Below are 13,848 nucleotides of genomic sequence, written 5' to 3'. Positions count from 1 at the left end.
CACTTAAATCGCGGGGTGCGGGGCCGTTATTCCCCCGTTCCACACACCACCGGGTGGGGCGGTTTTGGCGACCCCGGGGGTCCCAAAACCGCGCACAAAGGGTTGACGCACCACAGTGCCTCGTGGAACCATCTGGCGCAGCGTCGCGTGTCGATGACGGACTGCGTCAGGCATGGAGGCCTCGTACTGCCCAGGAGGCAGCGCATGTCCGTTTCGTTCGATCACACCATCATTGCTGCGAAGAACAGTGCTGCGTCGGCGGCGTTCTTTCGCGAACTGTTCGACCTGCCGGAGGCGCCCTCGTGGGGCCCGTTCGTCAACGTACAGCTCACCGACGGGACGTTGATTCAGTTCGCAGAACCACCGGTGGATGACATTCAATTCCAGCACTACGCATTCAGAGTCACCGACGACCTCTTCGACGCCGCCTACACACGGCTCGTCGGTATGGGCGTCGAACACTGGGCCGATCCACGGATGACTCGGCCCGGGGTAATCAACACCGATCATGGCGGTCGAGGGGTGTACTTTCGCGACCCCACCGGCCACTTCTTCGAGATGCTGACGCGCTCGTACCTGGCCGAACCGGGCGAGTCTGTACCGTGACGGTTGTGGCCGAACAGCAGCACGTTTCGATGACGAGGGCGGCATACGACACCGTCGCAGAAAGCTACGCGGACCTGGTTCGCGACGAGCTGGACGGCAAGCATCTGGAACAGGCGCTGCTGGCCACATTCGCCGAGCGTGTCGACGCTGGGGACGTAGTCGACGTGGGATGCGGATCGGGACGCATCGCGGGCCATCTACGTCGCCTGGGCCTGAGAATGACCGGAATCGATCTGTCGCCCAGCATGATCGACGTTGCGCGTCGTGAATTTCCAGACGTCCGTTTCGTCGTCGGCGCGATGCAGTCGCTCGACATGGGCGACTGCACCGTCTCGGGAATTGTCGCCTGGTATTCGATCATCCACACCCCGCCGGCCCAGCTGCCGCAGGTGTTCGCCGAACTGCATCGGGTGCTGCGTCCGGATGGACTGCTGCTGTTGGCATTTCAATCCGGGGACGAGCGGGTGCGACTGGAACATGTGTACGGACACTCGGTCTCGTACGACGCCTATCGACTGGACTCCGATGCCGTGGCGAACATGCTCGCCGGAGCGGGGTTCGAGCTGGACATCCGTGTGCACCGGGCTCCGGTGGGATACGAGCCGACGCCGCAAGCATTTCTGATGGCGCGCAAGCGAACATCGTGACATCTCGAGATCGATAGCGCGGGAACGCGACAGGCATTGCCGCTGATGTCCTACTGGCTACCGCATCGATCGGTAGGATCTGCCCGATGTGCGCACCCCGTCCACGCGTTCTGTTCGTGACCGACTTGGCGTATCTGTCTAAGGGCCGACGCTACTGCGACGAAGACATCTTCTTGTCTTCGCAGCTCCGTGAGTGGGTCGACATCGCGCTGTGTCACCCGCTCGATGCGCTGGCACTGATGGATGGCTTCGATGCTGTTGTTATCCGGAACTCCGGGCCTGTGCTGGGATACCAGGAAGCGTTCGACGCGTTTGCTCGCCATGCGCGCGAGAACGGCACGAAGGTTTTCACCCAGCTGACCGGCAAAGGCGACCAGAGAGGCAAGCAGTACCTGGTCGATCTTTTCGCAGATGGTTTTCCGGTCATACCTACCGTCGACGATCCGCGGGGCGTCTCGCGCTTACCCGAGGTGAATACCTATGTGGTGAAACCGAAATGGGGTGCCGACTCGATCGGCATGCGTCAGATCGGACGCGCCGAACTGTCGGAAGTCGAGCCGGGCACATTGATTCAGCCGCGGATCGATTTTGTCTACGAAGTGTCGTTCTACTTCATCGGCCGCACAGTGCAATACGCCCTGTACGCTCCGGACCCCGGCCGACGTTGGGAGTTGGAGCCGTACTCGAGTACTGCTCAGGACGAAGAGTTCGCGCAACGTTTCGTCGACTGGAACGACATCGACCACGGAATCACGCGGGTGGACGCATGCCGCACCGTCGACGGAACGCTGCTGTTGGTCGAGCTCGAAGACCTGAACCCGTACCTCTCACTGGATCGGCTGCCCGAAACGGCGCGTCGACACTTCGTGAAGAACATGGCGGACGCGATCGTAGCGCTCTGTGCTCAACCGTAGCGGGCGAAAACAGTCGTGATTCTCGGACCGAACGACGCGGTATCGCGTCGCCCCTCGCGAATCGTGGTGGCAGGAACATCCGGTTCCGGTAAGACCACGTTGTCGGCTCGTCTCGGATCGATTCTGGGAATCGAACACATCGAGATCGACAGCCTCTATCACGGGCCTGACTGGACGCCCCGTGTCACGTTCGAGCAGGACGTGGACGAGTTCATCACCCGCCCAACCTGGGTCACCGAGTGGCAGTACAGCGTTGTGCGGGATCGACTCGCCGATCGGGCCGACCTCTGCCTGTGGCTAGATCTGCCTCGTCGAACGGTGATGCGGCAGATCGTCTTCCGCACGCTCCGTCGTCGGGTCGGTCGAACAGTGCTGTGGAACGGCAACTTCGAGCCACCGCTGCATCGCATATTCTTCGATCGCGAGCACGTCGTCCGGTGGGCCTGGAACACGCATCGGATGACGGCCGCGCGCGTTGAGCGACTGAACATGCGCCGACCGGACCTGACGATCGTGCGATTCCGATCGCACGCAGAAGTGAACAGGTGGCTGGCCGATCGACTGGTTCCGGCGGCGAGATTCTGAACCGCGTCTGTCAGCAGTTGAGTCGGTCGGCAAGGGACACGATCGAGTCGACGCTGTAGGTCCACTCTGCTTCGGGAGCAAGGTCGAACGTCTGCGTCGGGCCGTGTTCCAGCGGGCGGGCGACGAATGCGGTGGCGAAGCCACACTCGGCTGCGGCGGCGAGGTCGCTGTTGTGGGCGGCAACCATCATGCACTCGTCAGAACGCAGCCCGAGGATGTTCGCGGTACGCAGGTAGGCGTCGGGCATGGGCTTGTACGCCTGCACCGGTTCTGCGCCGAGGATGGCGTCCCAGGGAAGGCCGGCATTCTTGGCCATGTCCAGCAGCAGAGAGATGTTGCCGTTCGAGAGCGGTGCTACGACGAACTCGGTGCGCAGCCGCGTGAGCCCGGGAACGGAATCGGGCCACGGCTCCAGTCGATGCCACGCGAAATTGAGTGCGGTCGTGGCGTCCGCATCCAGGTCGATCTCGAACTCGGAGAGCACCGTTCGCAGGGACTCCAGGTGCAGTACGTCCAACCGAGTGAAAGGTCGCCCACCGGACCGCACCTGTTCCATGGCCGGTTGATAGAGGCTCCGCCACCGATCGGCAAACCGATAGCTGTCGACTCCCGGACCGCATATTTCGGAGACCTCGCGGGCGATGCTCGTGCGCCAATCGACGACGGTGCCGAAGACGTCGAACAGCAGCGCTTTCAACGCTTCTTCTTCTTTTTCTTCTTGTCCGCCGGATGTCCTACCGCAGACAGGATGGCTCCGGCCAGCGGAATGAGAAGGAAGAAAAGCCACTTCTGGTCGAAATCGGTGAGAAAGAACAGAGCAAGTGATCCGAAGATGACGATCGGCATCACCACTGCAGCCCAATCGATTCCGCGGTCCTTCACGGCCGGTGCGTCGGTGCCGGATCGAGCGACCGACGCAGTGCCGGACGCGGCAGGGAGGTCGACGAATACCGATTCGAGCTGTCCACGCGTCGTCGCGGATGCGATTGTGCCACTGCGCTCGTCGAATTCGGGAACCGTCAGGCGGCCCTCGCTGAAGTGCTGACCCAGCACATCGAGGGCCTTCTCCCGATCAGCGGTACCGATACGTATTTCCGGAAGCTCGGACATTGCTACAGGGTAGCGCTATCCGCGCCGCCGTTCGATGCCGAAAGTCGCCCGGGGGTCGATCCGTTCGGCATCGAACGTCGGTGTCACTTGATTTCTGCGAGGACGGTGCCTTGGGTGATGGCGTCGCCTGCGGTGACGCTCAGGCCGGTGATGGTGCCTGCTTTGTGGGCGGTGACGGGGTTTTCCATTTTCATCGCTTCCAGGACAGCGACGAGGTCCCCGACCTCGACGCTCTGGCCTTCGTCGACGGCGACTTTGACCACGGTGCCCTGCATCGGTGCGGTCACCGAGTCACCGGAGGCTGCGCCGGCTCCGGCACCGCCACGGGTGCGGGCCTTGGGCTTACGCCGTACCGCACCGGCATTCCCGCCGCTACCACCGCCGAGGGTGAGCTCGCCCGGCAGGGAGACCTCGACGCGTCGGCCCCCGACCTCGACGATGACGGACTGCCGCGGCAGGGCCTCGTCGTCGTCGATCGGTTGCCCGGCGGTGAACGGGGGAACCTGGTTGTCCCATTCGGTTTCGATCCACCGGGTGTGGACGGAGAAGGAGTCGCCGTCGCCGATGAACGCGGGATCGGAGACCACCGCAGCGTGGAACGGGATCACCGTCGCCAACCCGTCGACGGTGAATTCGGCCAACGCCCGGCGGGAGCGGGCGAGGGCTTCCTCGCGGGTGGCTCCGGTGACGATCAGTTTGGCGAGCATCGAATCGAACTGGCCGCCGATCACCGAGCCGGATTCGACACCGGAATCGACGCGGACACCCGGGCCGGAGGGGGCGGTGAAGGTGGTGACCGGTCCGGGGGCGGGCAGGAACCCACGCCCGGCGTCTTCACCGTTGATCCGGAACTCGAACGAATGCCCCCGCGGTTCGGGGTCTTCGGTGATCGAGAGTTCCTCACCGTTGGCGATGCGGAACTGCTGCAGCACCAGGTCGATGCCGGAGGTTTCCTCGGTGACGGGGTGCTCGACCTGCAGCCGGGTGTTGACCTCCAGGAACGAGACGAGGCCGTCTTGGCCGACGAGGTATTCGACGGTCCCGGCGCCGTAGTAGCCGGCTTCGAGGCAGATCGCTTTGGCGCTGGAGTGAATTTCTTTGCGTTGGGCGTCGGTGAGGAACGGGGCGGGTGCTTCTTCGACGAGTTTCTGGAAGCGGCGTTGCAGGGAGCAGTCGCGGGTGCCGGCGACGATGACGTTGCCGTGTTGGTCGGCGATGACCTGGGCTTCGACGTGGCGTGGTTTGTCGAGGTAGCGTTCGACGAAGCATTCTCCGCGCCCGAATGCGGCGACGGCTTCGCGGGTGGCGGAGTCGAACAGTTCGGGGATTTCCTCGCGGGTGCGGGCGACTTTCATGCCGCGTCCGCCGCCACCGAAGGCGGCTTTGATGGCGATGGGGAGGCCGTGTTCGTCGACGAACGCAAGGATTTCGTCGGCGTCTTTGACCGGTTCGGAGGTGCCGGGGACCGAGGGGGCTTTGGCGCGGGCGGCGATGTGGCGGGCGGTGACCTTGTCGCCGAGATCGCGGATGGACTGCGGGGAGGGTCCGATCCAGATCAGACCTGCGTCGATGACGGCTTGGGCGAAGTCGGCGTTCTCGGAGAGGAATCCGTAGCCGGGGTGGATGGCGTCGGCTCCGGATTTGGCGGCGGCGTCCAAGATTTTGTCGATGACCAGGTACGACTCCGCGGAGGTTTGTCCGCCGAGTGCGAATGCTTCGTCGGCCAGGCGGACGAACGGTGCGTCGGCGTCGGGTTCGGCGTACACAGCGACACTGGCCAGCCCGGCATCAGCGGCCGCCCGGATCACCCGAACCGCGATCTCACCACGATTGGCAACAAGAACCTTGGTGATCTGAGCACTGGCATGGCTGGGCACTGAGCCTCCTACAGATGTGTTTTTCGCATCCATCGTCACGAACGTCACGTCGGAGTCTAAGCACCGACTCGGTCGTCGCTGCAATCGGTCCAGGCCGCTGCGGCGCGTCCAGGGCGACAGGATGGGACTACTGGCTGGTAGCGATCCGCCCGGTATCGGAGTGCCCGGGATCGGGATGCTGGGACGTTGCGGCAGAGAAGGAGGCGGTACCGGTGTCGGCCACCTCGGTCAGCAGGGCGCGAAAGGTGCCTATGTATTCGTGTACCCGGGCAGTTGCGAGCTCGGTGTTGGGATAGCGAGCCGCGATGTTGATTCCCTGAGGTGTGCGGTTGATCCAGATGTACACGTCGTGTTGGTACTGCTTGCTGCGCAGCGCACGCGCGTTCCAATCGGGCCAGTGCTCTGCTGCCGGCGCGAACCGCACATCCATGAACGAGACGACGAAACGTGGCCTGGCCGAGTAGCCGAGGGTGGTGAACACCCGATCGAGCGGAACCCGCGCAATCGGCTTGGTCTTCTTCACCTCGGCCGATGCTGCGGCCACGACCGAGCCGAACGACTCCGCGCCGGCGATGTCGAACGAGATGGGACACAGTCCGACGAACCACCCCAGTGCCGACGCCCACTGCGGCTCGTCCCGGGTGTGTACCGGGGTGACAGTCCGAAATTGGGTGCCCCCGCCCAGCTCGGCGCCGGTGATGGCCAGGACCCCCAATAATCCGGCGAACAGACTGTTGCCGGTCTTCCGGCACGCGACCGAGAACGAATCGGCTTGCTCGGGGTCGAGCACCCAAGCAGAGAGCCCACCCTGAGGTACGTCGTCCGGGCTGGGATCACCGATGTCGAGCGGGAAGTCGGGCAGCTGGCCTTCCCCGTCGATCAGCAGATCGCGCCAGATCGCGACGGCCTCGTGCGAATGTTCCAACTCGGCGTTTCGCTCGCGTTCGGAGGACCCGAAGTCGAGATAGCTGCCGGCCTCGAACAGGGCGGCCGGTGCCCCGCCCAGCTCCTCGCCGTACAGGGCCGCGATCTCGTGGGCGACCAGGACAGTGGACAAGCCGTCGATGATCGAGTGATCTGCTGCGAAGAAGACGGTGATCGGCCGCGTTTCGTCCAGTGGTTCGAGAGTGACGAACGCGTAGGCGGGCCAGATCAGGGGCGAGGTGAACTCGTCGAAGAGATACTGAAGATGCTCGAAGACTTCACTCGATTGCGCACACCGTTCCTGCTCGACCTGCCAGATGTCTACGGCTCCCTGCGCAGCGGTCACCCGGGTCATCTCACCGGTGGCCTCGTCGATCGATGCGCTCGACCGCATGGCTTCGTGTCTGTCGATCCAGTTCAGCACCGCCCGCCGGAAAGCCTGCTTGTCCAGGGGACCGGCAATCTCGAACGCCGCGCCGAGCCACGACTCGCGTCCGCGGCGAGGGCTGCTCAGGCTGGTACGCAGGTGCGCCTCGTGGACGTAGGACGTCGGGCGAGGGTCGGGCTGCCACCCGGCGGCTTCGGGAGTGTGGGCGTGTGGGCCGACACTGGGAATCCATTCGGTGAGCGTGCCCGCGGGAACCGCGTAGTCCGCCAACTCGGTGAACTCCATATCGGCAGCAACCAGCCTTCGTCAGACGCATTCGGGGGATTGTTCGGACAGCGGGCGACGATGCCCACTACCGAAGTCTACCGACGGCGGCGTGTATCGATCAAGACGAAGGCCGGGCGCTGCCGACCACGAGGTCAGCGCAAGTGCCTCTTGATACGTGCGAGCATCGCCGACATCCCTCGGAGACGCAGGGGGCTCACCGCATCGCTCAATCCGAGAGCCGAGTAGAAATCGTCCGGAACGTCGAGGATTTCCTGCGCGCTGAGACCGTCGAGCCCCTGCGCCAGGATCGAGGCGAACCCGCGAGTCGTCGGAGCCTCCGGCGGCGCGCTGAAGTACAGCTCGATCCGGGCGGGATCGGATGCATCGACCGACAGGAACAACGGCGACTGACATTCGGGGACCGGCTCCATCGCATCCTGGGCCAGGTGATCCGGCAACGGGGGTAGTTCCCGGCTGAATTCGAGCAGGAGCTGCAGTTTGTCCTGGCCCTCGACTGCGGCGAAATCCTCGACGATCTCGGCCAACGATTCTGGAAGGGAACTCATCGAGCGGCCGGTGCCGATCCGGGCTCCTCGCCCCTGGCGATCGGAACGCGCACAGCATTGCCCCACTCGGTCCACGAGCCGTCGTAGTTGCGGACGGACTCGTACCCGAGCAGATGCGTCAGCACGAACCAGGTATGGCTCGACCGCTCGCCGATGCGGCAGTACGCGATGACCTCGTCGGTTGCCGAGGTCTCGGAGTAGATCTCGTCCAGTTCTGCGCGTGAGCGGAATCGCCCGTCCGGTGCTGCTGCCTTGGCCCACGGGATGCTGACGGCAGTGGGGATGTGGCCGCCGCGCAGCGCACCTTCCTCCGGGTAGTCGGGCATGTGGGTGCGTTCGCCGGTGTACTCCGCGGGGGAGCGTACGTCGATCAGAGGCACGGAGCCGAGAGCTCCGAGCACGTCCGAGGCGAATGCGCGGATCGGTGCATCGTTCCGCTCGACGACGGGGTAGTCGGTCGCCGGAAACTCGGGGACATCGAGAGTGGTGTCGCGGTTCTCGGACAACCAGGCATCACGTCCGCCGTCGAGCAGCCGCACGTCCTGGTGTCCGAACAGGGTGAACACCCACAGTGCGTAGGCGGCCCACCAGTTGCTCTTGTCGCCGTACACGACGATTGTGTCGTCACGCGAAATACCCTTGCGGCTCATCAGTTTCGAGAACTGTTCGCCGTCGATGTAGTCGCGCGTGACCGGGTCGTTCAGGTCGAGGTGCCAGTCGATCTTGACCGCGCCGGGAATGTGGCCGACGTCGTAGAGCAACACGTCCTCGTCGGATTCGACGACGCGGAGCCCGGGCGTACCGAGATGAGCGGACAGCCATTCGGTGGATACGAGACGATCCGGATGCGCGTAGTCGGCGAACATTGCGTTGGAATCGGTTGGTACAGGCACGTATCGGCTCCTACGGAAGATATTCGGCTGGCGGCCCGCTCGGGGGTGAACGGTCTCCGTCGACAATCCTATGCCGTACCGCCACCGAGTGGCGGGAGCCGCAGGCACAGAGCGCTGCGTCGGTACTGTCTCAGCGTGTCAGGGCCGTTGTGGCGGCCTGGTCGGTCGCCTCGGCCAGCAGCGCGACCAGCGCGCCGCTGAACGCAGTCATGACCGAGTGCGCGAGGACGGTGTCGGGAAAACGTGCCCGCAGAGCCAGACCCGAGGCTGTCCGCGACACCCAGAACTGCGCGTCGTCGGACACCGTCGCGTTGCTGACGTGGTGTGCGTTGGATTCTTCGAGTCGGCGGTGGCCCTCGATTCTGGTGTAGTCGATGTACGACACCATGAACACGTCGTTTCGCGAGAGGGTGAACGTGTCTCCGAGGGATGCCAACACCTGGGGGATGGGCACCGTGCTCAGCGGTAGCGCAGCACGAAACTCCCGTTGGGCCGCGGCGATCGTGTCGACGAGCACGTCGCCGACGTCCACGGTCATCGGGGCGTTGTTGGTGAACCAGCCCAGTGCCCGCCGGAACCGATCCTCGTGACGGGTGTGCAATGGGAACAGGAACGGTATCTGCCGCGGTCCGCCGATGGCGGCGCAGGCCTGACCGATCGCAGCCACGACCCCGGCGAACATCCCGCCGCCCGACCGAGTGCACAGGCGCTCGAACTCGGCAGTGCGGTCGGCATCGAGGATCGGCGCGACAAGGGTTGCCTGCGTGGCAGTCTCACCGTCCGCAAGTCCCAGGTCGAACGGAAAACTCGGCGTCGTACCACCGCACCGTACAAGGAATTCCGACCACCGCACCATGCGCTCGTCATGGCGATCCACTGCCGGCTCGGTTGCTTCGATTCGGCAGTAGTCGACGAATCCTCCCACCGGACTCAGCTCGATGTTCGGACTCGACGGGCAGCGCCGGTACGCGTCGTACCAGGCGCGAACCTCGTCCACGGTCACTGCGATCGACAGCGCGTCGACGTTCGAGTGGTCGAATGCGCAGACCACCGTCGAGACGTCCGGCCGGTCGATCGCGACACACGTGTACGACGGGAACCGTCGTGCGTCGCAACGTAACTCGAGTATTCGGCGGAGATGCTCACGTAGCTCGGTCGGGCAATCGAATTCGGTCCGGTTCGACGCCGCGATCTCGACCGAACCGGGGCGATGGAGCATCCTGTCCAGGCCGTCGGTCGCCTGGACGAACGAGCTGCGCAGAGTGTCGTGTCGGTCGATCAGTCGAGTGAACGCCCACGCGAGAGCGTCGACATCGATGCGGCCGGGCACGTCGAACGTGCCCGCGATCCATACTCGCCGAGCCTCGCCCAGATCGCCCAGATGAAACCGTTGATTGAACGACGGTGGAATCGGGGACCGTTGTGCATCCCCGGTGACGTCGGCAGTGAATTCGACGACGACACCGGCCGGGGGATGGTACTCAGTGATCGAGGTGACCCGCACCGACCCGCTCCTGAACCGAACCGGGCGTCAGTACGTAATCGCCTGTGCGCGCGATCTTTTCCAGTACCGATGCCAGGTGTGCGTGGTACCGCTCGACCGAATCGGCAGCGACGGCCGTGTCGGGGGTCTGCGCCACCAGATACAGATGCTCACCGTCGCGGTTGATCCACATCGACGCGTTGGAGGTCGCGCCCTCGCCGGTGAAATGCTTGGCACGAGTGTCCGCATCTCGCCCGACGCCGGGGAACCAGCGAAAGTCGATGTACGAGAGCATGTTCGGGCTCACGGCGAGTTCGCTTCCGAGCGTGCCGTCTGCGGCGAGAGCGCCGAGTACCGCATGGACCGGTGCTTCGGCGATCTGCTTGGCCCGCTCGAAACCCTCGTGCGCCGGGCCGGCGACGTCGGAGAAACGCTCGTGACCGGCGATGTCGAACGCGACCGGCGCGAAGTTGACGAACCAACCCTGGGATTGTCCGTAGTGACCGTGGTGGCGAGTGCTCAGCACCGTGATTCCGAAGTACTCCGCGTTCCCTGCGAGCTCGAAGTCGGTGATGCCGACGGCGGCGAAGATTCCACTGCTCATCCGTGCGCCGGCGGCCTTGCACGCGGCATCGAACGCTGCCGTGAGTTCTCGGTCCAACAGGTGGCGTTCGACGATTCGGACCGGGGCGCGTTCGCCGGGTGCAAGCCCCAGATCGAGGGGGAACCGAGGCATACGGCCCTCGTGCCTGGTGAAGATGTCACGCCACGCGGCGATCTCGGGGGAGTCTGCACCGAACGTCGCGGCGCGAGCGCGCTCGTCGGCGGCGTACTCGAGGTGACTTCCCGCCGAAGCCGGTTGCGGAACATCCGCCCCGATCTCGATCGCGTACAGATCGGCCAGTTCGCTGATGACCAGAGCCTGTGAACCACCATCGGTGAACGCGTGATCGGCACCGTAGTACAACGTGAAGCTGCCTGGCCTCGATACCACTCCGACGACGAACCCCGGCCAGATGTCGGCGGTGGCCTCGGTCGAGAAGCGCTGCCGCACATAGTGTTGGAACTGCTCGTCGTCGGATGTCTCACCTGCGTCGACGGTATCGAAACGAGCAACTTCCGGGCCGCCGAGGTGTCGAACCACGTCGGTGCCGTCCACCTCGAACCAGCACCGCAGACCCTCGTGCCGCAGCACGTACGCAGTCAGCGCACGGCTCATCGCCTCGGTGTCGATGTCGCCGTCGATCTCGGTGGCCACCCCGGTGTACGCCGTGTGCACGTCGCCACGTGCGCGAGCTGCCCACGCTGCCTTCAGGTGGTCTTCCTGAAGAAACGACGGTGGAGTCGAATCGATCGGTGCCGCAGCGGCGCTCGCCTGTGCGGCCGCGGTGGGATGCCACTCGAGCAGTCGGCCGGGCGCGGGGTTCCAGCGGCCCATTGCGGTGATGATCATGTTCGCTTCACTCTTCCGGTCGGGGCGCAGTGGACGGAACGTACCGGCTGCCTACGCCGCCGTCTCCGTCCTCTGCGCATCCACTTCTCCTGCGTCCACGCCTATTCTGCGTCCATGCTCATTCTGCGGCGACGACGACCGACGGCGGGGCCGCCGCGAGCACCGTATCGCTACCGCCGTCGGAGTCGATGACCGCCGTCAGAACCGCGACGAACTCGGTGATGAACCGATGGACATTGGTCGACGCGACATCCGAACTGGGGAAGCGGGCCGAGATGTTGAGCCCTTCGAGCGTGCGATTGACCCAGAAGTAGACCTCGTCGTCGGCGTGGCAGTTGCTCCTGAGCGCCCGCCCCTTGCGCCCCTGCCACTGGGCGGCGTCGGGCAGGAACCGCAGGTCGATGTACGAGACCACGAACCGGGGAATTTCGGTGGAGTCGAGGATCTTGGCGATCTTCGAGTACGGCATACGGGCCAGGCCCTTGTTCGCAGCGCCCGCGGTAGCCGCGGCCTCGAGTGCCTCGACGAAGGTGCAGGCGTTGTCGAGCTGGATCTCCATCGGAAGAATGCCGACGTACCACCCCACCGACGCGGCCCACTTCTGCTCATCGCGGGTGTGCATCGGCATCACCGTGCGCAGAGACCGACTGCCGGACAGGCGAGCATTCGTCAATGCGAGCGCCGCAAGAATTCCGGCCTGCATGTTGTATCCGGCAGCGCGGCACGCTGCATTGAAGCCGTCCGACTGTTCGGAGGTCAGAAGCCACGACGAGATGCTGCTCTGGGGCGCAGGGCCGGTGTCGGCGCGGGGCCGGTCGCCCGCCAACGGAAGCGGGAAAGCCGGGAAGCGGCCGTCCTCGACAGCGAGGAAGTCCTGCCACGTTCGCACGGCACCGTGATCCGCCGTCAGGGTGTCGCCGAGTGCCCGTTCGGACTGACTGAAGTCGACGTAACTACCCACCTCGGGCAATTCCGGGTCGATGCCGTCGAGGGCCTGCGCGTACAGCCGGTCGATCTCGTTGATCGCATAGATCTGGCTGTATGCGTCCATGACCGAATGATCGGCCGCGAAGGCGAGCAGGAACGATTCCTCGGGCCCACCGGCGAGAGTGCGGGACGCGTCGTCGGGTTCGATGGTGGCGAGAACGAAATGCGGCCATGCCGTCGGAGACACGGTGTCGCCGAACCACGACTGCAGATGGCCGAACACCTGAGTTTCCGATCGCGACTCCGCGTGTGGGCGATCTGTCACCTGCACGGCGTCGACCGGTGCGGTGAAGCGCTGCCACGAACCGGACTGGTCGTCACGACGAACCTTGGTTCGGAACGCCTCGTGCCGACCCATGTACGCGGCGATGGTGCGGCGTACGGCCTCGACGTCGTAGCGACGATGGATCTCGAATACCGTGCCGATCCAGGAGCCCGGCGCGCTGCGCTCGCAATGGTCCTCGTGCGTGAACGACAGCCCGCGGGGATCGAGAGCCCACTGGGCGTCGTCGACGCGGGGAACCCACTCGGTCAAGCGTCCGGCGGGAAGTGGATAGTCGGCGAGTTCGGTGTATTCCATGGTGTCCTCTTCCGTTCCGGGCTCGGCCAGCGGTATTCGGCAGTAGTGGTGTCTATCGGCATTCGATTACGGTCGAGTGGTGGATGTAACGGCGGAAGTCGTCGGTCCGGCTCGCTTTTATCGGGTGCACTCGCATTGCTTTCGACATTGAAAGAACAACTATTCGACGGACCGTGAAGTCGCCGTCCGGTCGACGTGAGTACGGCACTCACAATAGGGCGAAAGCGAAACTATTTCGCGACGCGTAAAAGTAATTCTTGTCACTGTCGAGGGGGTTGACCGACGGGTGGAACATCGGTCGGAAAACTGATTCTCGCACACGTCGGCATTGTGATTCCAGCGTAACCGCACGTCAGGGCCCGATGATTCGAGAGAGCAGATCCGGGTGACGGGTTCGGAACCCAGACCTCGGGCCGGACCGGCACCCCGAGACCGGCGTCACCTTCGCGCGTCCGCTCGGTGGAATGGCGCCTATTGCAAACATTGAATGAATCGACCGACGAGAAACAGCACCACCTTCCCGTTTCTTTCGATGTAGTAGGTTCGGCGCGTGACTCGAATTGGATTT

The 13,848-nt window shown here is 64.3% G+C and carries 13 protein-coding genes; 4 read left to right on the top strand and 9 right to left on the bottom strand.

The window, feature by feature from the left end:
- Nucleotides 1-204: 204 nt before the first annotated feature.
- The 4 genes from J2X62_RS22670 to J2X62_RS22655 all read left to right on the top strand — a co-directional run bounded on the left by J2X62_RS22670 (nt 205) and on the right by J2X62_RS22655 (nt 2,752).
- Nucleotides 205-606 (top strand): VOC family protein, encoded by a 402-nt coding sequence (locus tag J2X62_RS22670; protein WP_032366651.1) that lies wholly within the window; start codon nt 205-207, stop codon nt 604-606.
- A gap of 5 nt (nt 607-611) precedes the next feature.
- Nucleotides 612-1,253 carry a methyltransferase domain-containing protein gene (locus tag J2X62_RS22665; RefSeq protein ID WP_310183494.1) on the top strand — a complete coding sequence of 214 codons (642 nt, stop codon included), beginning with the start codon at nt 612-614 and terminating at the stop codon, nt 1,251-1,253.
- Nucleotides 1,254-1,339: 86 nt separating this feature from the next.
- The gene (locus tag J2X62_RS22660; protein WP_310183493.1) at nt 1,340-2,167 is read left to right on the top strand and encodes a hypothetical protein; all 828 of its coding nucleotides are present in this window, start codon (nt 1,340-1,342) and stop codon (nt 2,165-2,167) included.
- 18 nt (nt 2,168-2,185) lie between these two features.
- Nucleotides 2,186-2,752 (top strand): AAA family ATPase, encoded by a 567-nt coding sequence (locus tag J2X62_RS22655; RefSeq protein WP_310183507.1) that lies wholly within the window; start codon nt 2,186-2,188, stop codon nt 2,750-2,752.
- 10 nt (nt 2,753-2,762) lie between these two features.
- Here J2X62_RS22655 and J2X62_RS22650 read toward each other — a convergent pair whose 3' ends face one another.
- From J2X62_RS22650 to J2X62_RS22610, 9 genes are all read right to left on the bottom strand, one after another.
- A complete protein-coding gene (locus J2X62_RS22650) occupies nt 2,763-3,449 on the bottom strand; it encodes a haloacid dehalogenase type II (RefSeq protein WP_310183492.1) in 687 nt (228 codons plus the stop codon).
- Complete coding sequence (locus J2X62_RS22645) at nt 3,446-3,862, bottom strand: DUF1707 domain-containing protein (protein WP_310183490.1); 417 nt, start codon at nt 3,860-3,862, stop codon at nt 3,446-3,448. Before J2X62_RS22645 ends, J2X62_RS22650 begins: the two co-directional genes overlap by 4 nt.
- An 83-nt stretch (nt 3,863-3,945) precedes the next feature.
- Nucleotides 3,946-5,739 carry an acetyl/propionyl/methylcrotonyl-CoA carboxylase subunit alpha gene (locus J2X62_RS22640; protein WP_310183489.1) on the bottom strand — a complete coding sequence of 598 codons (1,794 nt, stop codon included), beginning with the start codon at nt 5,737-5,739 and terminating at the stop codon, nt 3,946-3,948.
- Between the two features lie 127 nt (nt 5,740-5,866).
- The gene (locus tag J2X62_RS22635; RefSeq protein ID WP_167325503.1) at nt 5,867-7,336 is read right to left on the bottom strand and encodes a condensation domain-containing protein; all 1,470 of its coding nucleotides are present in this window, start codon (nt 7,334-7,336) and stop codon (nt 5,867-5,869) included.
- Between the two features lie 134 nt (nt 7,337-7,470).
- Nucleotides 7,471-7,884, bottom strand: a complete 414-nt coding sequence (locus J2X62_RS22630; RefSeq protein WP_027496472.1) for a SufE family protein — start codon at nt 7,882-7,884, stop codon at nt 7,471-7,473.
- Nucleotides 7,881-8,750, bottom strand: a complete 870-nt coding sequence (locus J2X62_RS22625; protein WP_205913258.1) for a sulfurtransferase — start codon at nt 8,748-8,750, stop codon at nt 7,881-7,883. The genes J2X62_RS22630 and J2X62_RS22625 overlap by 4 nt, the downstream gene beginning before the upstream one ends.
- 157 nt (nt 8,751-8,907) lie before the next feature.
- Entirely contained in the window at nt 8,908-10,281 is a 1,374-nt protein-coding gene (locus J2X62_RS22620) for a condensation domain-containing protein (protein ID WP_310183484.1), read from the bottom strand.
- Entirely contained in the window at nt 10,259-11,713 is a 1,455-nt protein-coding gene (locus J2X62_RS22615) for a condensation domain-containing protein (protein WP_310183482.1), read from the bottom strand. The genes J2X62_RS22620 and J2X62_RS22615 overlap by 23 nt, the downstream gene beginning before the upstream one ends.
- A gap of 118 nt (nt 11,714-11,831) precedes the next feature.
- A complete protein-coding gene (locus J2X62_RS22610; protein WP_027496476.1) occupies nt 11,832-13,280 on the bottom strand; it encodes a condensation domain-containing protein in 1,449 nt (482 codons plus the stop codon).
- Nucleotides 13,281-13,848: the final 568 nt, after the last annotated feature.

The organism is Rhodococcus sp. 3258 (assembly GCF_031456475.1).
Lineage (GTDB): Bacteria > Actinomycetota > Actinomycetes > Mycobacteriales > Mycobacteriaceae > Rhodococcoides > Rhodococcoides fascians.
This window is presented reverse-complemented; position numbering and strand designations above follow the sequence as displayed.

What these genes read in the sequence shown, in the direction of transcription:
- J2X62_RS22615 (WP_310183482.1), bottom strand. Translation starts at nt 11,713, where the DNA reads ATGATCATCACCGCAATGGGCCGCTGGAACCCCGCGCCCGGCCGACTG.
- J2X62_RS22630 (WP_027496472.1), bottom strand. Translation starts at nt 7,884, where the DNA reads ATGAGTTCCCTTCCAGAATCGTTGGCCGAGATCGTCGAGGATTTCGCC.
- J2X62_RS22670 (WP_032366651.1), top strand. Translation starts at nt 205, where the DNA reads ATGTCCGTTTCGTTCGATCACACCATCATTGCTGCGAAGAACAGTGCT.
- J2X62_RS22625 (WP_205913258.1), bottom strand. Translation starts at nt 8,750, where the DNA reads ATGTTCGCCGACTACGCGCATCCGGATCGTCTCGTATCCACCGAATGG.
- J2X62_RS22635 (WP_167325503.1), bottom strand. Translation starts at nt 7,336, where the DNA reads ATGGAGTTCACCGAGTTGGCGGACTACGCGGTTCCCGCGGGCACGCTC.
- J2X62_RS22610 (WP_027496476.1), bottom strand. Translation starts at nt 13,280, where the DNA reads ATGGAATACACCGAACTCGCCGACTATCCACTTCCCGCCGGACGCTTG.
- J2X62_RS22660 (WP_310183493.1), top strand. Translation starts at nt 1,340, where the DNA reads ATGTGCGCACCCCGTCCACGCGTTCTGTTCGTGACCGACTTGGCGTAT.
- J2X62_RS22645 (WP_310183490.1), bottom strand. Translation starts at nt 3,862, where the DNA reads ATGTCCGAGCTTCCGGAAATACGTATCGGTACCGCTGATCGGGAGAAG.